General features: G+C 47.7%; 21 protein-coding genes. 15 read left to right on the top strand and 6 right to left on the bottom strand.

Annotation, left to right across the window (positions count from 1 at the left end; genetic code table 11):
• The first annotated feature begins 14 nt into the window (after positions 1–14).
• Both csgG and aqpZ read left to right on the top strand, forming a co-directional pair.
• Positions 15–848: a curli production assembly/transport protein CsgG gene (gene csgG / locus U0008_RS12675; protein ID WP_025797216.1), complete on the top strand. Its 834-nt coding sequence runs from the start codon at positions 15–17 to the stop codon at positions 846–848.
• Positions 849–1832: 984 nt separating this feature from the next.
• The gene (aqpZ, locus tag U0008_RS12670; RefSeq protein ID WP_043493713.1) at positions 1833–2528 is read left to right on the top strand and encodes an aquaporin Z; all 696 of its coding nucleotides are present in this window, start codon (positions 1833–1835) and stop codon (positions 2526–2528) included.
• 89 nt (positions 2529–2617) lie between these two features.
• Here aqpZ and U0008_RS12665 read toward each other — a convergent pair whose 3' ends face one another.
• A complete protein-coding gene (locus U0008_RS12665; RefSeq protein ID WP_043493710.1) occupies positions 2618–2821 on the bottom strand; it encodes a putative selenium delivery protein YdfZ in 204 nt (67 codons plus the stop codon).
• Positions 2822–3202: 381 nt separating this feature from the next.
• Between U0008_RS12665 and U0008_RS12660 the strand changes: the two genes are divergently transcribed.
• Both U0008_RS12660 and fumA read left to right on the top strand, forming a co-directional pair.
• Positions 3203–4309, top strand: a complete 1107-nt coding sequence (locus U0008_RS12660) for a glycerol dehydrogenase (protein ID WP_025797210.1) — start codon at positions 3203–3205, stop codon at positions 4307–4309.
• 353 nt (positions 4310–4662) lie between these two features.
• Entirely contained in the window at positions 4663–6309 is a 1647-nt protein-coding gene (gene fumA / locus U0008_RS12655; protein WP_025797208.1) for a class I fumarate hydratase FumA, read from the top strand.
• Positions 6310–6381: 72 nt separating this feature from the next.
• Here fumA and fetB read toward each other — a convergent pair whose 3' ends face one another.
• The 3 genes from fetB to pyrC all read right to left on the bottom strand — a co-directional run bounded on the left by fetB (position 6382) and on the right by pyrC (position 8925).
• A complete protein-coding gene (gene fetB / locus U0008_RS12650) occupies positions 6382–7140 on the bottom strand; it encodes an iron efflux ABC transporter permease subunit FetB (RefSeq protein WP_040046503.1) in 759 nt (252 codons plus the stop codon).
• Positions 7137–7799, bottom strand: a complete 663-nt coding sequence (gene fetA / locus U0008_RS12645) for an iron efflux ABC transporter ATP-binding subunit FetA (RefSeq protein WP_043493708.1) — start codon at positions 7797–7799, stop codon at positions 7137–7139. The genes fetB and fetA overlap by 4 nt, the downstream gene beginning before the upstream one ends.
• Positions 7800–7878: 79 nt before the next feature.
• Positions 7879–8925 carry a dihydroorotase gene (pyrC, locus tag U0008_RS12640; protein ID WP_043493706.1) on the bottom strand — a complete coding sequence of 349 codons (1047 nt, stop codon included), beginning with the start codon at positions 8923–8925 and terminating at the stop codon, positions 7879–7881.
• Positions 8926–9183: 258 nt separating this feature from the next.
• Here pyrC and U0008_RS12635 point away from each other — a divergent pair, with 258 nt between their 5' ends.
• Positions 9184–9474, top strand: coding sequence for a putative quinol monooxygenase (locus U0008_RS12635; RefSeq protein ID WP_043493705.1), 291 nt, complete (start codon positions 9184–9186; stop codon positions 9472–9474).
• A 393-nt stretch (positions 9475–9867) separates the two neighbouring features.
• On the opposite strand, the gene rne is transcribed toward U0008_RS12635, so the two are convergent.
• Positions 9868–13284, bottom strand: coding sequence for a ribonuclease E (gene rne, locus U0008_RS12630; protein WP_043493703.1), 3417 nt, complete (start codon positions 13282–13284; stop codon positions 9868–9870).
• A 607-nt stretch (positions 13285–13891) separates the two neighbouring features.
• On the opposite strand from rne, the gene rluC reads away from it, so the two are divergent.
• A complete protein-coding gene (gene rluC, locus U0008_RS12625; RefSeq protein WP_025797197.1) occupies positions 13892–14851 on the top strand; it encodes a 23S rRNA pseudouridine(955/2504/2580) synthase RluC in 960 nt (319 codons plus the stop codon).
• Between the two features lie 40 nt (positions 14852–14891).
• Here the strand turns inward: rluC and U0008_RS12620 are convergent, their stop codons facing one another.
• Positions 14892–15491, bottom strand: coding sequence for a Maf family protein (locus tag U0008_RS12620; protein ID WP_043493701.1), 600 nt, complete (start codon positions 15489–15491; stop codon positions 14892–14894).
• Between the two features lie 141 nt (positions 15492–15632).
• Here U0008_RS12620 and yceD point away from each other — a divergent pair, with 141 nt between their 5' ends.
• From yceD to pabC, 9 genes are all read left to right on the top strand, one after another.
• The gene (gene yceD, locus U0008_RS12615) at positions 15633–16154 is read left to right on the top strand and encodes a 23S rRNA accumulation protein YceD (RefSeq protein ID WP_040046509.1); all 522 of its coding nucleotides are present in this window, start codon (positions 15633–15635) and stop codon (positions 16152–16154) included.
• A gap of 16 nt (positions 16155–16170) precedes the next feature.
• Positions 16171–16341 carry a 50S ribosomal protein L32 gene (rpmF, locus tag U0008_RS12610; RefSeq protein WP_004092921.1) on the top strand — a complete coding sequence of 57 codons (171 nt, stop codon included), beginning with the start codon at positions 16171–16173 and terminating at the stop codon, positions 16339–16341.
• A gap of 27 nt (positions 16342–16368) precedes the next feature.
• Positions 16369–17403: a phosphate acyltransferase PlsX gene (plsX, locus tag U0008_RS12605; protein ID WP_072008172.1), complete on the top strand. Its 1035-nt coding sequence runs from the start codon at positions 16369–16371 to the stop codon at positions 17401–17403.
• Positions 17404–17409: 6 nt separating this feature from the next.
• A complete protein-coding gene (locus U0008_RS12600) occupies positions 17410–18360 on the top strand; it encodes a beta-ketoacyl-ACP synthase III (RefSeq protein WP_025797189.1) in 951 nt (316 codons plus the stop codon).
• A 98-nt stretch (positions 18361–18458) separates the two neighbouring features.
• Positions 18459–19388: an ACP S-malonyltransferase gene (gene fabD / locus U0008_RS12595; RefSeq protein ID WP_025797187.1), complete on the top strand. Its 930-nt coding sequence runs from the start codon at positions 18459–18461 to the stop codon at positions 19386–19388.
• Between the two features lie 13 nt (positions 19389–19401).
• Complete coding sequence (gene fabG, locus U0008_RS12590) at positions 19402–20136, top strand: 3-oxoacyl-ACP reductase FabG (RefSeq protein WP_040046512.1); 735 nt, start codon at positions 19402–19404, stop codon at positions 20134–20136.
• A gap of 154 nt (positions 20137–20290) precedes the next feature.
• Positions 20291–20527: an acyl carrier protein gene (gene acpP, locus U0008_RS12585; protein ID WP_004092933.1), complete on the top strand. Its 237-nt coding sequence runs from the start codon at positions 20291–20293 to the stop codon at positions 20525–20527.
• An 89-nt stretch (positions 20528–20616) separates the two neighbouring features.
• Positions 20617–21858 (top strand): beta-ketoacyl-ACP synthase II, encoded by a 1242-nt coding sequence (gene fabF, locus U0008_RS12580; protein WP_025797183.1) that lies wholly within the window; start codon positions 20617–20619, stop codon positions 21856–21858.
• A 139-nt stretch (positions 21859–21997) separates the two neighbouring features.
• Entirely contained in the window at positions 21998–22816 is an 819-nt protein-coding gene (gene pabC, locus U0008_RS12575) for an aminodeoxychorismate lyase (protein WP_043493698.1), read from the top strand.
• Positions 22817–22818 lie beyond the last annotated feature (2 nt).

Raw genomic sequence — 22818 nt, 5'->3', positions numbered from 1 at the left:
CGGGATGATGAGCCATGCGCAGCTATTTATTGATCATTTCGGTGCTTTTTTTAAGCGGATGTTTAACGGCACCACCTAAACAAGCCGCGAAACCAACGTTAATGCCCCGAGCACAAAGCTATCAAGATTTAACGCATTTGCCGGAGCCAGCAGGTAAGCTATTTGTTTCGGTTTACAATATTCAAGATGAGACGGGGCAGTTTAAACCTTATCCAGCCAGTAACTTTTCTACCGCGGTACCACAAAGTGCAACCGCTATGCTAGTTTCCGCATTAAAGGATTCCGGGTGGTTTATTCCTTTAGAACGCCAAGGATTGCAGAACCTGCTAAATGAGCGAAAAATTATTCGTGCAGCACAAGAGAATGGCACCGCCGCCGTAAATAACCAGCATCAGCTTTCTTCCTTAGTTGCGGCGAATGTGTTGGTTGAAGGATCGATTATTGGCTATGAAAGCAATGTGAAATCTGGGGGAGCAGGGGCAAGATTCTTTGGTATTGGCGCCAGCACACAATATCAGCTTGATCAGATTGCGGTTAACCTGCGCGTAGTTGATGTGAATACAGGACAGGTTTTATCGTCGGTAAATACCAGCAAAACTATTTTGTCTTATGAAGTGCAGGCTGGCGTGTTTCGATATATAGATTACCAGCGTCTGCTTGAAGGCGAAATTGGTTACACCACTAATGAACCCGTTATGCTTTGTGTGATGTCAGCGATAGAAACAGGTGTTATCTACTTAGTGAATGATGGTATCAATCGTAATCTTTGGACGCTGAAAAACCCGCAGGATGCTAAATCATCCGTGCTTGAACGCTATAAGAGTACGATTGTTCCTATCGCGTCATAGCATGCTTTTTTGAGCCAGCTAAACGGCTGGCTTTTTTATTTTATAGATATGTCAGTACGTTAGGGGAGATACGCTTCGTACAGCTCTGATTAAACGGCAGGGTTTTATTGCCTAATCCTTAGATTACAATATGTTGAGGCGGTAGAGGCTTGAAACTTTCGTCAAGCGATCCTATCCTTGGAGGCTACGAGCAAGTGGTAACAGAGAAACGTGTTCGGCACCTCCATGTAGCGCGTGTCTTTTCGTGCCGAGTGCGTTTCATCTGTTAGCATTATGTGCTGTTTGATAGATCTGACATAAGTCTGTAGAGCCTTAGTTTAAGTTTCTTCTGATATTGTTGGCCTAGCCCACGTTAACAGCGATACATTCCTCTATCTAACTGCCGATGAAAACAAAACTACTGCTTATCCTATCCTGCCTCGTTGGATTCCTTATCTTCTGCTATATGATGGTTTTTGCCGTGGATAAAACGTGCGAAAGAATGCAGATTTTTACTGAAGTCTGCCAAAAAGCAGATATTTCTAAGCCGCATATCAATCCATAAAAAATAATGTGAAATTTTTCTGCTAAAAAAGGCAATTAGTCAAAGATCGTATAGAATTTAACTAAGCGGTTTATGAGAGTTGTTGCATAAATGGTGCTTATGTAATGGACATTAGACTAATAGACTGATTTTCAAGATTATCCCAGAATAATCTCAATAAGTTTTTCTTGAGAAAAAATGAAACTTGTGGAGAATACATAAAAAAATTGGATACCTATTTAATTAAGCTTATTTCTTAACACGGGATGTGTGGGGATTAGGTTTATTTTGACATGGATGTAAGAATCGTTTGTACGCGGAGAGAGTTAAGCAAGCGATCTTTTGCTTTTTATTTTCATATAGAACATAGCCTGATCAAAGTGCCTATAAAAGATACGGTATTGGCAGCGGAATAAACATATCGCTGCTAATAAACCCTTATTTTGATTGCTGAGGTAGTAATGTTTAAAAAATTATCGGCAGAGTTTTTTGGTACGCTCTGGCTAGTATTTGGTGGCTGTGGTAGCGCCGTATTAGCCGCAGGCTTTCCTGAGTTAGGTATTGGTTTTGCCGGTGTTGCATTGGCATTTGGCCTGACCGTTTTGACTATGGCGTATGCTGTAGGCCATATTTCTGGTGGGCATTTCAATCCAGCGGTGACTTTAGGTTTGTGGGCCGGCGGTCGTTTTAGTGCGAAAGAAGTTGTGCCGTATATTGTCGCTCAGGTTATTGGTGGTATCGTTGGTGCCGCTATTCTGTATGTCATTGCAAGTGGCAAGGCGGGCTTTGATGCAACGGCGAGCGGCTTTGCATCTAATGGTTTTGGCGAACACTCACCTGGCGGGTTCTCCCTGCAGGCAGCTATTGTGGCTGAAATTGTTCTGACAGCTTTCTTCTTAATCGTTATTCATGGTGTGACTGATAAACGTGCTCCAGCTGGCTTTGCACCTTTAGCGATTGGGTTAGCGTTAACCTTGATTCACCTGATCAGCATTCCGGTGACGAATACCTCGGTAAACCCCGCACGTAGTACTGCCGTTGCTATCTTCCAAGGCACTTGGGCGCTGCAACAGCTGTGGGTATTCTGGGTAATGCCAATTATTGGCGGGATTATTGGTGGCTTGATTTATCGTCACCTACTTGAGAAAAAAGATTAATCTTAGTTATTTCTCAAAAGAAAAGCCTGAGCATTAATGTTCAGGCTTTTTTGCATATATAAAAGAGTGACGACTGGTCTCAATGCTTGTTAATGTCCAAGTAAGATGAGATCTTGAGGGGCATAAGCGTTAGAATCACCATGACAAAGTACACATTTTGCCGCACGAACTTTTTCTCTTGCCAATTTTTCATCGTTAATTGCTGTGATCACCATGACTCTACGTGTGCCATTTTCAATAACATGAGCACCAACACGTAAAGGATTTCTGTTTCTATCATAGGCAATATTCATACAGATACTCCATCAAAAGTAAGCCATGTTTGAGATGGTAACTCTTGGGATTATGCAAATAAAGTTGTTGCTTAGCTCTATTTGTAATATGAATAAATTCTTTAATTTTTGTTTAGAATAAAACCAGAAAAAGAAAAATCTTATAAACAAACAGCAGTATTTTATGAGGCTATTTAACTATTTCAGCGTTTGTTTTTTCATCGAAACCTCTCTTTTTATCTGAAAATACACTCTTGATAAAATGATAACCCTAAATGGTTAGCTTATTTCTCCTGAAGGTAGTTTAGGGGCCTAGGAAAGCGTATCCTTTAAAAAAGGTAAATATTTTCCTAACAAAAATCACCTTCAGCAAATCACGCTGCCATTTTTAGGAGTGTCACCATGAATAAAACACCTCGCACGGTTACTTCACCGAAAAAATTTGTCATTGGACGTGGTCTTCTTCAGCAGATGCATGATTACGTGAAAGATTTTGGCGATAATGCGTTTATTATTAGCGATGAATTTATTTTGCAGCGCGTGAATGACGAAGCTATCGCTGGGCTTAAACAAGCCGGATTGAAGGGCGTAAGTGAGAAATTCAATTATGAGTGTACCGAAGTTGAGATCAAACGTTTAGGTGCTTTAGCCGAGGCTCAGCAGGCCAATGTTATCGTCGGTATTGGCGGTGGTAAAACGTTGGACTCTGCAAAAGCCGTTGCTTATTACCATAAACTTCCCGTCATTTTGTTCCCAACGATTGCCTCTACCGACGCACCATGCACTGCATTGGCCGTTATTTATACCGAGCAAGGCGAGTTTGAGCGCTATCTATTCCTGCCACAAAATCCAGATGCCGTTATTGCGGATACATCCATTATTGCCGCCGCTCCGGTGCGTTTCTTTGCCGCCGGCGTGGGCGATGCATTAGCCACTTACTTTGAAGCTCGCGCCTGCTATGCCGCTGACGGTGTCAATTTAGTCTTGAAAAAGCCTTCCCGCACGGGTCTGGGTTTAGCGCAACTTTGCTATCAACTGCTAAGTGAAAACGTCGATGCAGCCATGGATGCGGTGAAAAATAAAGTCTCCACACCCGCATTGGAACAAACCATTGAAGCTACGATTTACCTCAGCGGCGTTGGTGCAGAAGCCGGTGGCTTAGCCGCGGCTCACGCGGTAAACAATGGTATGTCAGCGGTACCTGATTTACATCGCGCGCAGCACGGTGAAAAAGTGGTGTTTGGCCTGCTCACTCAGTTGGTGCTGGAGAATGCACCGCGTGCAGAAATCGACGAAGTCGTGCGCATTATCAAAGTTGCTGGTTTGCCACTGACGCTGCAGGACATGGGTCTGAAAACATTTGTTGAGGCCGAATGGCGCAAGGTAGCAGAAATTGCCTGCGCAGACGGTGATACCATGGGCAATATGCCGATGGAATTGACGGTGGATGACGTTTATGAAGCGATGGTTGCCGCGAACGCGCTGGCTGAGCGCTACAAAAACGCATAACCAAGATTATTTGTGTGAAGCGGCCTCAGGGCCGCTTTTTTGTGCGCATTACATCAGTAATGTGCCACATTGAGATGCCGATCGGGTTGTGGTGATTGTAATCATTGTGTTAACTGCGGGATAATAAATATAGATACAAATAGTCTGTACCCGCAGTTCTCACCCTGTGAAGCCGGAAAGCACCTATGCAAAAAGTACCCCTTTATAATTAGAGGGTATATTTTGGATTTAGCTCAAGAATCAACAGGCTAAAAACACGTAAGGTGGTGGTGTTTTCTTTACACAGTGAGCCGGCGAAGAACAGGCCGCGTGAGTGTGAATCTACTGAAGCTGATGTTGCAAGTGAGAAAAAAATGTCAAATAAGCCATTTCATTACCAAGATCCGTTCCCGCTGAAAAAAGACGAGACTGAATACTATCTGTTAAGTCGAGATCATGTGTCCGTTGCCGAGTTTGAAGGGCAAGAAATCCTGAAGGTTGAGCCGCAGGCGCTGACTCTCCTTGCACAGCATGCTTTCCACGATGCTTCTTTCATGCTGCGTCCTGCACATCAGCAGCAAGTCGCCCAAATTCTGGACGATCCAGAAGCCAGCGAGAACGATAAGTATGTTGCCCTGCAATTTCTGCGCAACTCAGAGATCGCGGCAAAAGGCATTCTGCCTACCTGTCAGGATACGGGCACGGCTATTATCGTAGGCAAAAAAGGCCAGCGAGTATGGACCGGCGGCGGTGACGAAGCGGCACTGTCTCGTGGTGTCTACAACACTTATATTGAAGATAACCTGCGCTATTCGCAAAATGCGGCGCTGGATATGTATAAAGAAGTGAATACCGGCAGCAACCTGCCTGCACAAATTGATTTATACAGCGTCGATGGCGATGAGTATAAATTCCTGTGCATTGCTAAAGGTGGCGGTTCTGCGAACAAAACCTATCTCTACCAGGAAACCAAAGCGCTATTAACGCCAGGCAAGCTCAAAAACTATCTGGTGGATAAAATGCGTACCTTAGGTACAGCAGCCTGTCCTCCTTATCACGTTGCGTTTGTTATTGGCGGCACCTCGGCTGAATCTACGCTAAAAACCGTGAAGCTGGCCTCGACGAAATATTATGACGGCTTGCCAACCGAAGGTAATGAGCATGGTCAGGCCTTCCGTGATATCGAGCTGGAACAAGAACTGCTGAAAGAAGCGCAGAATCTGGGGCTGGGAGCACAGTTTGGCGGGAAATATTTCGCTCATGACGTGCGCGTTATTCGTTTGCCTCGCCACGGCGCATCGTGTCCTGTGGGTATGGGCGTTTCCTGTTCTGCGGATCGAAATATCAAAGCGAAAATTAACCGCGATGGTATTTGGATTGAAAAACTGGAAAGCAATCCGGGTAAATATATTCCTGAACACCTGCGTAAAGCCGGTGAGGGCGAAGCGGTTAAGGTTGATTTAAACCGTCCGATGTCTGAAATATTGCAGCAGCTTTCTCAGTATCCGGTTTCCACCCGTCTGTCGCTGAGCGGAACTATTGTTGTTGGTCGTGATATTGCCCATGCGAAGCTGAAAGAGCGCTTAGATAATGGTGAAGATCTGCCTCAATACGTTAAAGATCATCCTATTTATTATGCGGGCCCGGCTAAAACTCCAGAAGGTTATGCGTCTGGTTCTTTAGGCCCAACAACGGCTGGCCGTATGGACTCGTACGTTGATCTGCTTCAGGCCAACGGCGGCAGCATGGTGATGTTGGCAAAAGGTAATCGCAGCCAGCAAGTCACGGATGCGTGTAAAAAACACGGTGGTTTCTACCTCGGCAGTATTGGCGGCCCAGCGGCGGTGCTGGCTCAGCAGAGTATTAAGAGCCTTGAGTGTCTGGAATACCCTGAGCTGGGTATGGAAGCTATTTGGAAAATTGAAGTTGAAGATTTCCCTGCGTTTATTTTAGTTGATGACAAAGGTAACGACTTCTTCCAAGTGATCCAATCAGAGCAGTGTACGCGCTGCGTGAAATAACTGATTGCCGGTATAGCGTCTAATAAAAAGCCCTGCTGATGATGCAGGGCTTTTTGCTATTGAAATGCGGATTTACAATAACTGTGAACGATCGGAATAAAATTTCTTATAGGCAAGATAGCCCGCAATGATGGTGGAAAGACTTGCTGTAGAAAGCAGCATGAATGTCACCATGATTTGGTAGCGAATCGCTTTTACCGGATCGACGCCCGCAAAAATCAAACCAGACATCATTCCAGGCAGGCTGACTAAGCCAACGGTTTTGGCGGAATCAACGGTGGGGATTAGCGCTGCTTTTATACTGGCACGAATAATGGAAGCAGATGATTGCTTAGGTGTCGCGCCAAGGCTCAACATCTCTTGGACTTTCTGCTTTTCATCGGCAAAACGCTGGCGCAGATTGTTGTAGCATAATCCGACGGCAACCATCGCATTACCTGCAATCATGCCGGAGATGGGAATGACCTGCATGGGGGTGAACGTAATGGAGCCGCTGCCGATCAGAACGGCTAACGTGAGCGCGGTGCCGGTCACAATGGCAATAAGAGAAATAACGAAAGCATGGCTTAAACCTTTGCTACGTTTTTTAGCGTTATAGGCCGCGTTGACGCAGATAAAAAGCACCATCAACAGTGTGAGCAGCGCGTGGTCGATATTGAAAATATATTTAAGTACGTAGCCAACGATAATGAGCTGAATAATCGCACGGGTAACGCTCCAGATAATATCCTTCTCTAACCCGAGTTTTTCTTTACCGCTGATAAGTAGGGCAATAGCTACAAGGGCTAATGCCATGATTAACGATTGGTCGGTGATGTTATGTTCGCTCATTGTTTGGCCTCTGGTGCTTCGTATTTTGTCATGCGCAGAAGGTTATGAGACTGGCTGATTTCGTCGCTGTTGTGGGTGACCCACAAAACAGCTATGCCGGCGTGGGTAATTAAATCATCAATCACCTGATGCACGATTTGCTTATTTTTATCGTCTAGCGCGCTGGTTATTTCGTCCAGCAGTAAGATCTTTGGCAGGTATTGAATGTTGCGTAGCAAAGCAACGCGCTGTTTTTCTCCGCCAGAGAGATCGTCGATTTTCTTATCTAGCGAGTGCAGAGGAAGATCGAATTGTAACAACCCACGCTTTATTTTTTCTAAATCAACTTTATCGCCGCGGATTTTATAGGGAAACTGAAGATTATCTTTGACCGTATCGCCGAACAAAATTGGGGTTTGGAAGCAGTATGAAACTTGCTGGCGATACGCCTCTGGTTTCAGAGTGAGGATATTTTTACCTTTGAGAAAAATATCACCCGAGGTTGGAGGAAACAGCGAGGCGATAATTTTTAGCAGGGTGCTTTTACCACAGCCAGAAGGGCCAGTGATAACTTTAAGCTCTTTGGGCTGAAGCGTAAGTGAGAGATTATCGATAATGATCTGCTGGTCTGCGCTAAAGCAAATGTTTCGGAGCTCAAGTAGGTTCTCCGTATTATTCATTTTATCTTCCATTTTAATGGATTAACCCACTCTGAGGAGTGGGTTAATTTAACTTTTAGGTATCACTCTGTGCGCGAGTCTAGGCCTTTACCGTCCATTGAACGGTTTCACCAGCCAAGAATGGGATTAGCGTATCATCGCCGCAGGGAATAGATTCTTCGATAGTAACGGGTTCACGTACCAACTCAATATGACTGTCGTTAACTGGCAAGTTATAGAACTCGGGGCCATTGAGAGAGCAGAATGCTTCGAGGTGCTGTAGCGCATTCTCTTGTTCAAATACCGCTGCGTAGGCTTGGAGCGCTGTGGGTGCGTTAAATACCCCCGCACAGCCACAGCTAGACTCTTTACGCTGCCGTGAATGAGGCGCAGAGTCTGTGCCAAGGAAGAAGCGTGTGTTACCGCTGGTCGCGGCCTTACGCAGGGCTTCTTGATGGGTGCTGCGCTTCAATATTGGTAGGCAGAATAAATGCGGGCGGATACCGCCAACCAGCATATGGTTACGGTTAAACATCAGGTGCTGTGGCGTAATGGTGGCCGCGAGATACTCATCACCTTCAGTCACAAACTCGGCGGCTTCTCGGGTGGTAATATGTTCGAAGACAATTTTTAGCTCAGGGAAATTCTGACGTAATGGCAGCATCACCTCGTCAATGAAACGCGCCTCGCGGTCGAAAATATCAACATCGTGCAGTGTGACTTCGCCATGAATAAGCAGCGGCATGCCGCTTTTCTGCATTTGCTCAAATAGAGGGTAAAGCCCTAGCACGGAGGTTACGCCATGCTTGGAATTGGTGGTTGCATTTGCGGGATAAAGCTTGGCAGCGGTAAATACGCCATCGGCATGGCCAGAGATTAACTCATTGGCATCTAAGCCATCGGTTAAATAACAGGTCATCAGTGGCGTAAAGTTATGCTCTGCTGGAACAGCATCAAGAATACGTTGGCGATAGGCCTGTGCCTGAGCAATGCTGGTGATCGGCGGAACCAGATTAGGCATCACAATAGCACGGGCAAAGTGCTGGCTAGTATGTGGTAAAACGGTTTTCAGCATTTCGTCATCGCGAAGATGGAGATGCCAGTCATCTGGGCGGCGGATCTTAAGGGCGTGCTGCATTACGGTCATTACAAGGCTCCGTCTGACAATGCTGTCATGAGTGATGTTGACGATACAGATCTTGCGAGACACACTCCAACAGGGGGATGGAAATGTGTTTTTGTGGCGGGGGATAAGGATAAGGGCAAATGGACTAAGATGCACTCGTTTGTTGTGATCTATTGATAATTCATATAATTCCAGCAGGATTTTGTGTGATAAAAAGCGTAGTCTGGCAATAGGTTTTACATGAATGAATTCAGTGGACATGAAAAAAGGAGCACCACGATGAGTGAAGTTCGTATAGTTGCAACTTTAATAGCTAAACCTGAACACAAAGCGGCTATTCACAGCGCGGTTGAGCGTGTCGTTGAGCCAAGCAGACAAGAAATGGGCAATATCCAATATGACCTCCATGAGGAGATTGGACATAAAGGAACCTATGTTTTCTTCGAAGTATGGGCGTCTCAGGAAGCGGTTGATCGTCATAATAACACCGTTCATTTCCAGAACTTCGTAAAAGAAGTTGAGGGAAAACTGGAAACACTCGATATTAAAGTACTACATCAGATAGCCTGATATATAAAGCTGGTGTGTTAATAACTATATATTTGGGCGTATTTATATTAGATGTCAAAATATAGTGTATTAGGTGCCCATTCTTGATACAGACTTCATGGGCATAGCCAGTCTCCGGGGGCTAAGGTTTTCCTTAATGCCCATTGCATCATGCAGCCGGAGACTGTGCGGGCATAATACAGTGCGGTACTAGAAATTCTAGCCAAATTAAATTTCATCTGTAAGAAACTTATCATAGCTCAAACGATGATTAATTATTACGCTAATTAATTATAATATGTATTATTAAATAATTGAGAATGATTTTTGTTATTTGGTAAATATATTCCTACTCAATGTATCGATAATAAAAAACCCGCCATCGGCGGGTTTTTTATTTAATGCACTAGCTGATTAGTCAGTAACCGCTGGTGGCTTAGTCGCTGGCGCCGTTGCTTGGCTTACCGCCGCATGTCCACCGGCACCGCCTTTGCTCTGCAAATCCAGAGTAGGGCGCTGCCAGTTGCTGACGACTGGCGCAGAAGGTACATACTCTGGCGCTGGAGCCTTGGTCATCGGCGCTGATGCTACGCGCTGAGCCTTAGCTGCGACGACAATGACAGGTTTCGCCGCTACGACTGGCTGAACAACAGGCTCTTCAACAACTACCTGAGCAACGGTTTCTTCAACTGTCGTTTCCTCAACCACTGGCGTTTCAGCCGCAGTTGCGTCAATGGTCGTTGGTTCAGCGTGAGTCTCTTCAGCCGCGTTTTCTTCAACGACAGATTCTGCCACTGTGGTTTCTGTTACGACAGGCGCTTCAGAAATAGTTTCTTCAACCACTGCGGCTTCAACGACAACTGGTTTGTCATCGGCAACTGATTCTTCAACTACTGATGTTGTTTCTTCAACAGTAGCGGGTTCGTCATGGATGACTTGTGCTGGTACGATGGCGTCAAACGCCGCTGGAACTGCTGCCGCTGAGGTCGCAACGACCGGAGCGGATGCGACCGGTTTCTCGACAACTGGCGCAGAAGCGGCTGGCTCAACAACGTCTGATTCAACAACGTCTGATTCAACAACAGGCTCAACATCGACTACAGATTCAGAAGCAGACTCTTCAACGATGACAGGCTGCTCAGCTACAGATTCGTTAACCGGCGAAACAGGTGCCTGTTCAATCGGTTGTTCAATAGCGACAGTCTGTGTTTCAACCTCTGTCTCCGCGATTGCCGGCTGTGCTACTGGATAGCTAATCCACACCTTGCCAGAAGCCATCTCAGGTGATGCTGCTGCAAATGCCAGCGGCATTGGCGACTGAGTTGGATAACGCTCATCACGATAACGGCGACGACGTTGGCCACTCACACGCAGATGGCGAGGAGAGCGACGTGAACGACGTGGCATACCGTTTTCACCTTGGCGGTTATCACGGAACCCTTCATCATCACTGTTTTGCTGCAGTGCTGGTTCAGCTTGTGGTGCGGTTTCAGCAACCACTGGCGCAGTAACAACGGCAGGGACAGATGCTTTGGCCAGAGCAGCGGCGGCATCGTCTTCAGCCTGAGTCGTAAAGCGAACTTTCTGAGTCAGTTGGCGACGCTGACGGCGCGGCATGTGCTGATTCTCTTCGCGGCTGTTCTCTTCAGCTTCATTCGCTACTGCGGCATCGTTGTTTTCCAGCGCTTTAACTTCTTGCTGGGCCTGACGCTTATCTTCAGTGCGACGACGTTGACGATCGTTATTGCGTGGCTCACGGCGAGGTTGCTGCTCATCACGTTGTTCAACGTTGGCTGTTTCAACGTTCACATCAGCATTAGCTGGTTGTGTTGACTGGCGACGGTTACGACGCTGGTCTTCACGGTTGCTATTGCGGTCGTTATTACGCTCGTTGCTGCGTTCAGTACGTTCACCACGGTCGTTACGATCGTTGTTACGTTCGTTACGGTCATTACTACGGTCAGAGCGATCGTTACGATCACGACGACCATTCTGGCGACGATTATTGTTACGACGATCTTGATTTTGGCGACGAGGCTCTTCAACTGGCGCTGTAACTTCTACAGCGGGTTTTTGCTCAGGTTCAGAACCTGCAAACATATTTTTCAGTGCAGAGAAGAAACGGCTAATCAAGCCTGGCTGCGCGGGCGCTGCTGGCTGTGCTGCGGTTTTCGCCGCAGGCGCTGCAACGACTGGAGCCGCTGTTTCAGCAGGAGGCGCTTCAACATCCAGTGAGAAAGCGGCTAACGCTGGCTGTTCTGGACGTTTACGTTCCAGAACCGGCTCTTCCTCGGCGGTCAGCGTTTCCGCTTCATGCAGCTGAGGCAGCAAATAGCTTAGGGTGCTGGTCTCTTCACCTTTGCGCACACGAACTACGTTGTAGTGCGGAGTTTGCATCTGGTCGTTAGGCACAACGATAACTTTAACGCCGTCCTGACGTTTTTCGATGGCGCTAACAGACTCACGTTTTTCGTTCAGCAGGTAAGAGGCAACCGGCACAGGGACGATCGCGTGAACTTCGTTGGTGTTCTCTTTCAGCGCTTCTTCTTCAATCAAACGCAGGATGGAGAGTGAAAGTGACTCGTTATCACGCACGGTGCCGGTGCCGTTACAGCGCGGACAAACGTGATGGCTTGACTCACCCAATGATGGGCTGAGGCGTTGACGAGACATTTCAAGCAGGCCAAAGCGAGAGATGCGACCAATCTGAATACGCGCGCGGTCTTGGCGAACAGCGTCACGCAGACGGTTTTCAACTTCGCGCTGATGACGAACTGGCGTCATATCGATGAAGTCGATAACAATCAGGCCACCAAGGTCACGCAGACGCAACTGGCGAGCAATTTCATCAGCGGCTTCAAGATTGGTGTTGAATGCGGTTTCTTCGATGTCACCACCGCGTGTAGCGCGTGCGGAGTTGATGTCGATAGCTGTCAGGGCTTCAGTGGAGTCAATAACAATGGAGCCGCCGGAAGGCAGGCGAACTTCACGTTGGAACGCTGACTCAATCTGAGATTCGATTTGGTAGTGGCTAAACAGCGGGATTTCACCGGTATAGAGTTTAATCTTGCTGCTGAAATCAGGACGTCCCAGCGCGGCGATATGCTGTTTGGCCAGATCGAGAATTTTTGGATTATCAATCAGGATTTCGCCAATGTCTGGGCGCAGGTAGTCGCGGAATGCGCGAACAATAACGTTGCTTTCCTGATGGATAAGGAACGGAGCAGGGCGGCCTTCAGCGGCTTTTTTAATGGCATCCCAATGTTTCAAACGGAATGACAGATCCCATTGCAGCGCTTCGGCTGATTTGCCAACGCCTGCGGTACGAACGATAAGGCCCATGCCGTCGGGTAACTGCAGAGAAGAAAGGGCTTCTTTCAATTCTGTGCGGTCATCACCTTCGATGCGACGAGAAATTCCGCCAGCGCGTGGGTTATTAGGCATCAGTACTAAGTAGCTACCAGCAAGGCTGATAAACGTGGTCAGTGCTGCGCCTTTGTTGCCACGCTCTTCTTTGTCAACCTGAACAATAACTTCCTGACCTTCGCGTAAAACATCTTTGATGTTTGGACGGCCATGTGAGGAGTAATTGTTTGGGAAATATTCGCGGGCAATTTCTTTGAGGGGGAGAAAACCATGTCGTTCAGCACCGTAATCTACAAAAGCAGCTTCCAGACTTGGCTCAATACGGGTTATTTTCCCTTTGTAAATGTTCGCTTTTTTCTGTTCGTGACCTGGGCTTTCAATATCCAGATCATACAGACGCTGTCCATCTACAAGGGCAACACGCAACTCTTCCTGCTGAGTTGCGTTAATCAACATTCTTTTCATCTTCAACTTACTCATTTTTTTTGCATTGGCAACTAAGCTGCGGGCAAAATAACGTCCTGACCGAGAGGAAGACCGATGACCCCGAGTCTTATCGCAAAGTCGTCAACCTCACGGTTGTCGCCTGCATAGGGGCGCATATTTCGGTAAGCCTATGTTTCTTAGCGAAAATACAGCTTTGTGAAACACAGCACTGTTTATCAGTCAATAATTGCAAAAATATGCAGCATTGCTGATTCCATGTTTTAGGTCAGACTGCTACCCACAGCCCGCTAATTACTTGATTTCACACTACGTCTTACGCCATTGCTGCATTTCTGTGGCATCAAGTAAACGTCAAATCCCGTCGTTTTCCCTGTCTTAATGAGAATTAACGCGGAAATCTTTGTCATTATTCCACTGCAACGGCCTGTATAGCAAGACGACTTTTACCCTTATCAAGAAGATTCTTGCGGTACTTCACAACAAGTCTGTCTGGTTGCTCGTATATTAGGCAGAATGCGGGCGCAAACGTTCTCCCAGCTCTCATCATTCTCACCTTTCGCGATAATCTGCCGTTAGCTCAAAAAAGAAGTGGCATGCCGTTGAATGCCTCTTTAAAATCGCGTCCATGAATATGAATAACACCTCAGTAAAGTTAGTCACGATTGCCGCCGATGAGGCAGGGCAGCGTATTGATAATTTTTTGCGCAATCAGCTGAAAGGCGTGCCAAAAAGTATGATTTATCGCATCGTGCGTAAGGGCGAGGTGCGAGTTAATAAAAAACGCATCAAGCCAGAATATAAATTACAGCCGGGCGACGAAGTTCGAATTCCACCGGTGCGAATTGCCGAACGAGACGAGGCTCCCGTGTCGGCGAAGCTGGACAAAGTAGCTGCGCTGAATGATTGCATCATCTTTGAAGACGATCATCTACTGGTGCTGAACAAACCGTCGGGTACCGCCGTGCATGGCGGCAGTGGCTTAAGCTTTGGTGTTATCGAAGGACTGCGCGCATTACGTCCTGAAGCGCGTTTTCTTGAACTGGTGCACCGCCTAGATCGTGAAACCTCCGGTGTATTATTGGTCGCTAAGAAGCGTTCTGCACTGCGCGCGTTGCATGAGCAACTGCGCATGAAAGGGATGCAGAAAGACTATTTGGCGCTGGTTCGCGGTCAGTGGCAGTCGCATTGTAAAGTTGTGCAGGCGCCGCTACTTAAAAATATTCTGCAAAGCGGCGAGCGTATTGTTCGCGTTAATGCGGAAGGTAAACCGTCTGAAACGCGCTTTAAGGTTGAAGAACGTTTTGAGCATGCGACCTTGGTGAAGGCCAGCCCAGTAACGGGCCGAACTCACCAAATCCGCGTGCATGCACTGCATGCTGGCCATCCGATTGCCTTCGACGATCGCTATGGCGATCGTGATTTTGATGCTGAGTTGAAGGGAACTGGCCTAGACCGCTTATTCTTGCATGCTGCCGCATTACGCTTTGAACATCCGAACACCGGCGAAACCATGCGGGTGGAAGCCCCTATGGACAAGAAATTGCGCCATTGCCTCGATGTGTTGCGTAAAACCAAAGCCAGCTAGTCGCTGATAAATTAACGAAGCCGGATTATTCCGGCTTTTTTTATGCTTTATTTTTACCTTCAAGCAATGCGTTATAGCCAAACTTAAGCAGAATTTCGTTGAGTGCAATTAAAGGCAATCCCACTAATGCGTTAGGATCGCGGCCTTCAAGCTGGCTAAACAGCAATATACCGGCACCCTCGCACATAAAACTACCTGCACAGTACAGCGGCATCTCGAGTTTAATGTAGGCGTGGATTTCGTCATCGGTTAAGCGGCGAAAGTGAACGTGGAAAGGCTCACAAATAATTTCCTTTTGCATTGTATGGCTATTTAGCACGCAGAGACCGGTATAAAAGGTAATGACTTTTCCACTAGCGGCTCGTAATTGTTGATGCGCATTCTCAACTGAACCCGGTTTTCCGACAATTTTCCCATCAATAACGCAGACCTGATCGGAGCCAATAATAAAATGATTAGGGAATTTTTCGCTCAGAGAGTGTGCTTTTTCTTGTGCTAAGCGCTGGACGAGATCGGTTGCTGACTCTTCATCTTGTGGGGTTTCATCCGTGTCGGGCGCGGCGCAAATGAATTCAACACCGAGCTTTTCAAGTAAAGCTCGGCGGTAGGGCGAAGTAGAGGCTAAAATTAAAGGTGACATATTTTTTCCATAAAGCATGGCGTAATTGAATCTGACATTTTAAACTGTCCGCCGCTCAGGAAGCGAATATTGGAGGGAAAGTGTGCCTGCAAGGCCTTTTCCTTTGACTCTCGGTCTTTACAAAGTTAATATGCGCGCCCTATGCAAAAGGTAAAATTACCCTTGACCCTTGATGCAGTTCGTACTGCACAGAAACGATTAGATTACGTTGGTTTCTATTCGTCTGAGCAGGTAACGCGAGTTGCTGAATCTGTGGTCAGTGTGGATAGCGATGTTGCCGTGTCGTTGTCATTTAATATTGATAACCAGCGGTTAGCGGTGATTACCGGCCATGCCGATGTAGCGGTAACGTTATGTTGTCAGCGCTGTAATCAGACGTTCCAACAGCAGGTCCATACAACGTATTGTTTCAGCCCGGTCGCCAATGACGAGCAGGCTGAGGCATTGCCGGAAGCTTACGAGCCGATCGAAGTCAACGATTTTGGTGAAGTCGATTTGCTGGCAATGGTTGAAGATGAAATCATCCTCGCCCTGCCGGTAGTTCCGGTGCATGAATCTGAACACTGTGAAGTGTCCGACGCGGACATGGTATTTGGTAAACTGCCTCCTGAGGTAGACAAACCAAATCCATTTGCCGCATTAGCCAGTTTAAAGCGTAAGTAATCAAGGAGTAAGGTCAATGGCCGTACAACAGAACAAAAAAACCCGCTCTTGCCGTGGTATGCGTCGTTCACACGATGCGCTGACCACGACTACCGTCTCTGTTGACAAGGTTTCCGGTGAAACTCACCTGCGTCACCATGTCACTGCGGACGGTTTCTACCGCGGTCGCAAGGTTATCGTTAAGTAATACTTTTAGTATTTACAAGGCGATACTTTGACTCGTCTAACCCTCGCGTTAGATGCTATGAGCGGGGATTTCGGTCCTTGCATCACAGTGCCTGCAGCTTTGCAGGCACTGGCGTCTACTTCGTCGCTATACCTTCTAATTGTCGGACAACCCGACGCCATCGCACCTTATCTTGCTAAAGCAGCACCTGCGCTTCAACAACGTTTGCGTGTGATCCCTGCTGAATCAGTTATATCCAACGATGCTAAACTTTCGCATGCTATCCGCACCAGCAAAGGAACATCGATGCGTATCGCGCTTGATTTAGTGAAGAATGGCGAGGCTCAGGCCGTTGTCAGTGCGGGGAATACCGGCGCGCTGATGGGACTGGCGAAATTGATGCTTAAACCGCTAGATGGTATTGAGCGTCCAGCGCTGATGACGGTATTACCGAATCAGCAAAAGAGTAAGACGGTAGTGCTAGATTTGGGCGCTAACGTTGAAAGCAGTAGTGCCATGTTAGTGCAGTTTGCCGTGATGGGTGCGGTAATGGCGGAAGAGATCGTTGGCATAACCTCGCCACGTATCGCCCTGCTGAACATTGGTGAAGAAGAGTTTAAAGGTTTAGACAATATCCGCGAAGCCGCCGCTGTGCTCAAAAGCACGCCAGCGATTAACTATATCGGCTATCTGGAAGGTAATGATTTGCTGACAGGCAAAACAGATGTGTTGGTTTGTGACGGCTTCGTGGGTAATGTTACGTTAAAGACGATGGAGGGGGTGGTACGTATGTTTCTATCCCTTCTCAAATCACCAGGAGAGAAGCGCAAGCGCTCTTGGTGGTTAAAATTATTGGGGCGCTTGATACAAAAAAGAATTGCTAAGCGTTTCGGTGATTTGAACCCCGACCAGTATAATGGAGCTTGTCTGGTAGGATTACGTGGCACCGTGATTAAAAGCCACGGCGCGGCGAACCAAAAAGCGTTCGCTGTCGCTATCGAACAGGCTGTGCAGGCGGTGCAAAGGCAAATTCCACAGCGAATTGCCCTGCGCCTTGAGGCGATATTACCCAAGAGTGATTGATCGTACATGTATACAAGAATTCTCGGTACGGGGAGCTACCTGCCCGTACAAGTGCGTACCAACGCCGATTTAGAAAGTATGGTTGAAACGTCTGATGAGTGGATTGTTTCCCGTACAGGCATTCGCGAACGTCGCATCGCTGCGCCGGATGAAAACGTATCAACCATGGCATTTGAAGCGGCGAAACATGCGCTTGAGATGTCTGGCCTCGACAAAAATGATATTGGCCTGATCGTTGTTGCTACCACATCGGCAACGCACGCGTTCCCAAGCGCGGCGTGTCAGGTGCAACAGATGCTGGATATCAAAGGCTGTGCGGCCTTTGACGTTGCCGCTGCCTGCGCAGGGTTTACCTACGCGCTGAGCATTGCCGACCAGTACGTTAAAAACGGCGCGGTTAAACATGCGCTGGTGATCGGTTCTGATACCTTGAGCCGTACCCTAGATCCGACCGATCGTGGCACCGTGATCCTCTTTGGTGACGGCGCGGGTGCTGTTGTACTCGGTGCATCTGAAGAAGCGGGTATTCTTTCGACTCATATCCATGCTGATGGTCACTATGGCGAGTTGCTGACTCTGCCAAATCGCCAACGTTACACCGAAGATCAGGCTTATCTGACTATGGCGGGTAACGAAGTGTTTAAGGTGGCCGTCACTGAACTCGCGCATATCGTCGACGAATCTCTTGCTGCGAATAACCTTGAGCGTAGCGATTTGGATTGGCTGGTTCCGCATCAGGCTAACCTGCGCATCATCAGCGCAACCGCGAAAAAATTGGGCATGACGTTAGAAAACGTGATCGTGACCTTAGATCGTCACGGAAACACATCTGCGGCATCCGTGCCTTGCGCGTTAGATGAGGCCGTACGTGATGGTCGCATTCAGCGTGGACAACTGATTCTGCTGGAAGCTTTTGGTGGTGGTTTCACCTGGGGCTCTGCTTTGGTTCGTTTTTAATCGTTAAGATTTTCTGACGTGGGATAAGTATTGTTGCATAAGTTACAGGGTAACAATATTTAACGCGTTGGTTATAAAAGAATATCAGGAAAACAAACATGTCTAAATTCGCAATGGTGTTTCCAGGTCAGGGTTCGCAAACCGTAGGTATGCTGGCCGATCTTGCGGCACAATTTCCGATTGTAGAGCAGACTTTTGCTGAGGCATCTGACGCATTGGGTTACGACCTGTGGAAACTAGTTCAGGAAGGCCCTGCTGAAGAGTTGAACAAAACGTGGCAAACACAGCCTGCGTTGCTGGCGGCTTCCGTCGCGATTTATCGCGTATGGCAGCAGGAAAATGGTGCTCAGCCTGCAATGATGGCTGGCCATAGCCTCGGTGAATATTCTGCGTTGGTCTGTGCCGGTGTTCTGGATTTCAAACAGGCTATTCGCTTAGTTGAACTGCGCGGTAAGCTGATGCAGGAAGCAGTACCTGCGGGTACTGGCGCGATGTCTGCCATTATCGGTTTGGATAACGATGCCATTGCAAAAGCGTGCGAAGAGTCTGCTCAGGGGGAAGTTGTCTCTCCGGTGAACTTTAACTCTCCTGGACAAGTTGTTATTGCGGGCAATAAAGACGCCGTTGAGCGTGCTGGTGCTGCGTGTAAAGCGGCTGGTGCTAAACGTGCGCTGCCGTTGCCTGTTAGCGTGCCATCGCACTGTGCACTGATGAAGCCCGCGGCGGATAAGCTTGCAATTGCATTGCAGGGTATTGCTTTCAATGCGCCTCAGTTCCCCGTAGTGAACAATGTGGATGTTAAAACTGAAACCTCGCCAGACGCTATCCGCGACGCCTTAGTGCGTCAGCTGTATAGCCCAGTACGCTGGAGTGAATCAGTTGAATTTATGGCAGGTGAGGGCATTGAGCACCTGCTGGAGGTTGGCCCGGGTAAAGTTCTGACCGGTCTGACCAAGCGTATTGTCGATACTATGACGGCAGCTGCGATTAACGACGCTGCGTCTGTATCTGCAGCGCTTGCACAATAAGAAGAGGAAAATGATGAGCTTCGAAGGAAAAATTGCACTGGTCACCGGCGCAAGCCGTGGTATTGGCCGCGCTATTGCTGAGACTTTAGTTGCCCGTGGTGCCCGCGTTATTGGCACCGCAACTAGTGATAAAGGCGCAGAAGATATTAGCGCTTATCTGGGCGAAAACGGCAAAGGTTTAAACCTGAACGTTGTTGATCCGGCTTCTATTGATGCAGTATTGAGCACTATCCGTGCTGAATTTGGCGAAATTGACATTTTGGTCAATAATGCCGGCATTACTCGTGATAACCTATTGATGCGTATGAAGGACGATGAGTGGGAGGATATCCTCGATACGAATCTGACTTCGGTATTCCGCCTGTCAAAAGCGGTTTTACGAGCTATGATGAAAAAACGCTGTGGCCGCATTATCACCATTGGCTCTGTTGTGGGTACAATGGGTAATGCTGGACAAGCAAACTACGCGGCCGCTAAAGCAGGTTTGATTGGCTTTAGTAAGTCTCTAGCACGAGAAGTTGCTTCTCGTGGCATTACCGTTAACGTCGTGGCTCCTGGTTTCATTGAGACCGATATGACACGTTCGCTAACGGAAGAGCAGCGTAAAGACATTCTGGCGCAGGTCCCAGCGAACCGCTTGGGTGAAGCAAAAGAAATCGCTAACGCTGTTGCATTTTTAGCCTCAGATGAGGCTAGCTACATCACCGGTGAGACCTTACATGTCAATGGCGGCATGTATATGATCTAAAAATCACGAAAATAATTTGCGTTTTTTGAGGGAATGGCCGCAAAATAACGCAAAATCGTGGTTTGACCAGCCGGGATTTAGTTGCATCTTTTTCAACTTTCAATACACTACGAAAACCATCGCGAAAGCGAGTTTTGATAGGAAATTTAAGAGTATGAGCACTATCGAAGAACGCGTTAAGAAAATCATTATCGAACAGCTGGGTGTTAAAGAAGACGAAGTCGTGAATGCTGCTTCCTTCGTTGACGATCTGGGTGCTGATTCTCTTGACACCGTTGAACTGGTTATGGCTCTGGAAGAAGAGTTTGATACTGAGATTCCGGACGAAGAAGCAGAAAAGATCACTACTGTTCAAGCAGCAATCGACTACATCGAATCTGCGAACAAGTAATCGAACACATCTAGGCGGTCACTCGACCGCCTACGTTTTTTCCTGCTCTCATAGAGTTTCAAATTAAATTCCCTCCCTGGAGGACAAGCGTGTCTAAGCGTCGAGTTGTTGTGACCGGACTGGGCATGTTGTCTCCTGTCGGTAATACCGTAGATTCCACATGGGATGCTATCGTAGCCGGGCAGAGTGGCATCAGCTTAATCGACCATTTCGATACTAGCGCCTATGCAACGCGTTTTGCTGGCTTAGTAAAGGATTTTAATAGTGAAGACTACATCTCGCGTAAAGATGCACGCAAGATGGATGCCTTCATTCAGTATGGAATCGCTGCCGGTATTCAGGCATTTAAAGATTCTGGGATTGAAGTAACGGAAGAAAATGCTCCACGTATCGGTGCCGCGATTGGTTCTGGTATCGGTGGGCTTGGCCTGATTGAAGAAAATCACAGTGCGCTTGTTAAAGGCGGACCGCGTAAAATCAGCCCATTCTTCGTGCCTTCAACCATTGTGAACATGGTAGCGGGTCATCTGACTATCATGTTAGGTCTGCGTGGTCCAAGCATTTCTATTGCTACGGCATGTACTTCTGGTGTGCATAACATCGGACATGCAGCTCGTATGATCGCGTATAACGACGCAGACGTCATGCTGGCAGGTGGTGCAGAAAAAGCGAGTACACCTCTGGGTGTCGGTGGCTTTGGTGCCGCACGCGCACTGTCAACGCGTAACGATAACCCGCAAGCGGCAAGCCGCCCGTGGGATAAAGATCGTGACGGTTTCGTTCTAGGTGACGGTGCTGGTATTCTGGTTCTTGAAGAATACGAGCATGCGAAAGCGCGTGGTGCAAAAATTTATGCTGAAATCGTTGGTTTCGGTATGAGTAGCGATGCTTACCACATGACTTCTCCACCGGAAAACGGTGAAGGTGCAGCGCTGGCGATGGTGAATGCACTGCGTGATGCAGGCTTGAATCCATCTCAGGTTGGCTACATCAACGCTCACGGAACGTCTACTCCGGCGGGCGACAAAGCAGAAACTCAGGCAGTGAAAAGTGTATACGGCGCAGATGCCGCTAAAGTAATGGTCAGCTCTACCAAGTCTATGACGGGCCACCTTCTGGGTGCCGCAGGTGCAGTTGAATCTATCTTTACTATTCTGACGCTGCGCGACCAAATTGTCGCGCCAACCATCAACTTGGATAACCCAGATGAAGGTTGTGATCTTGACTTTGTACCAGGCGAAGCTCGTCAGGTGAAAGGTTTGGAATATGCACTGTGTAACTCCTTCGGCTTTGGTGGCACTAACGGTTCTGTGATTTTTCGCAAGATCTAAGTCGCTTAAGTTTTGAGATGTTATCTGCAAAAATCAAATGGCCCTTATGGGGCCATTTTTTTTACCTGCGTCTCTCAAAACGCTAAAATATGAATACCGGATCGAGGCAGAACGCCTTGGCCATCGTCGGGAGTTGGTGATGTTTTGGCTTAATGGAACACCCGCAGGGGTTATTTCGCTCAGCGACCGTGGCTTGCACTATGGCGATGGTTGTTTCACCACGGCTCGTGCTGTTCATGGGCGAATCGATGATATTCATGCTCACTTTAGCCGGATGCAGTTTGCCTGTTCGCGGTTACTGATTGAACCGGTTGATTGGACGGCGTGGCTTACAGAATTCCGTCAAGCGGCGACTGAGACAGGGAATGGCGTGGTTAAAGCGATGATAACGCGTGGCAGTGGTGGGCGTGGCTATTCCATTTCCGGTGCTGAAAACCCGTGTCGTATATTTTCAAATAGCGCAATCCCAGCTCAGTATGCTCAGTGGCAGGAGGATGGCATCACGCTTGCCGTAAGCCCTATTCGCTTAGGCATCAACCCTTCTCTTGCTGGCATAAAACATCTTAACCGCCTAGAGCAGGTGCTGATTAAGGCAAAGCTTGAGCAGACGAACGCCCATGAGGCGCTGGTGCTTGACAGCAATGCAAGGCTAGTGGAATGCTGTGCGGCTAATTTATTCTGGCGTATTGGAACGCGAGTATTTACGCCAACGCTTGCCAACGCCGGCGTAGCTGGGCTAATGCGTCAGCGCATTATTCGTTTATTGGCCGAAAGCGAGTATGAATTAAGCATTGTTTCCGCACCTTTAGACGTGCTGCGAGACGCGGAAGAAGTTTTTATATGCAACTCTTTAATGCCGCTGTTGCCGGTGAATGAAGCGGGGGAGTATCGCTTCAACTCACGGCAATTGGCGGAATATTTATTACCACAGTGTTTACTTCCTGTGTATGAGTCATGATT

It is taken from the genome of Hafnia alvei (assembly GCF_034424155.1).
Taxonomy (GTDB): Bacteria; Pseudomonadota; Gammaproteobacteria; order Enterobacterales; family Enterobacteriaceae; genus Hafnia; species Hafnia alvei.
Note: the sequence above shows the minus strand (reverse complement) of the source record. Positions and strands in the feature narration are given on the sequence as shown.

Bases quoted from the DNA above. Each gene is read 5' to 3' on its own strand.
- csgG (WP_025797216.1), top strand. From the start codon at position 15: ATGCGCAGCTATTTATTGATCATTTCGGTGCTTTTTTTAAGCGGATGT.
- aqpZ (WP_043493713.1), top strand. From the start codon at position 1,833: ATGTTTAAAAAATTATCGGCAGAGTTTTTTGGTACGCTCTGGCTAGTA.
- U0008_RS12665 (WP_043493710.1), bottom strand. From the start codon at position 2,821: ATGAATATTGCCTATGATAGAAACAGAAATCCTTTACGTGTTGGTGCT.
- U0008_RS12660 (WP_025797210.1), top strand. From the start codon at position 3,203: ATGAATAAAACACCTCGCACGGTTACTTCACCGAAAAAATTTGTCATT.
- fumA (WP_025797208.1), top strand. From the start codon at position 4,663: ATGTCAAATAAGCCATTTCATTACCAAGATCCGTTCCCGCTGAAAAAA.
- fetB (WP_040046503.1), bottom strand. From the start codon at position 7,140: ATGAGCGAACATAACATCACCGACCAATCGTTAATCATGGCATTAGCC.
- fetA (WP_043493708.1), bottom strand. From the start codon at position 7,799: ATGAATAATACGGAGAACCTACTTGAGCTCCGAAACATTTGCTTTAGC.
- pyrC (WP_043493706.1), bottom strand. From the start codon at position 8,925: ATGACCGTAATGCAGCACGCCCTTAAGATCCGCCGCCCAGATGACTGG.
- U0008_RS12635 (WP_043493705.1), top strand. From the start codon at position 9,184: ATGAGTGAAGTTCGTATAGTTGCAACTTTAATAGCTAAACCTGAACAC.
- rne (WP_043493703.1), bottom strand. From the start codon at position 13,284: ATGAAAAGAATGTTGATTAACGCAACTCAGCAGGAAGAGTTGCGTGTT.
- rluC (WP_025797197.1), top strand. From the start codon at position 13,892: ATGAATATGAATAACACCTCAGTAAAGTTAGTCACGATTGCCGCCGAT.
- U0008_RS12620 (WP_043493701.1), bottom strand. From the start codon at position 15,491: ATGTCACCTTTAATTTTAGCCTCTACTTCGCCCTACCGCCGAGCTTTA.
- yceD (WP_040046509.1), top strand. From the start codon at position 15,633: ATGCAAAAGGTAAAATTACCCTTGACCCTTGATGCAGTTCGTACTGCA.
- rpmF (WP_004092921.1), top strand. From the start codon at position 16,171: ATGGCCGTACAACAGAACAAAAAAACCCGCTCTTGCCGTGGTATGCGT.
- U0008_RS12600 (WP_025797189.1), top strand. From the start codon at position 17,410: ATGTATACAAGAATTCTCGGTACGGGGAGCTACCTGCCCGTACAAGTG.
- fabD (WP_025797187.1), top strand. From the start codon at position 18,459: ATGTCTAAATTCGCAATGGTGTTTCCAGGTCAGGGTTCGCAAACCGTA.
- fabG (WP_040046512.1), top strand. From the start codon at position 19,402: ATGAGCTTCGAAGGAAAAATTGCACTGGTCACCGGCGCAAGCCGTGGT.
- acpP (WP_004092933.1), top strand. From the start codon at position 20,291: ATGAGCACTATCGAAGAACGCGTTAAGAAAATCATTATCGAACAGCTG.
- pabC (WP_043493698.1), top strand. From the start codon at position 21,998: ATGTTTTGGCTTAATGGAACACCCGCAGGGGTTATTTCGCTCAGCGAC.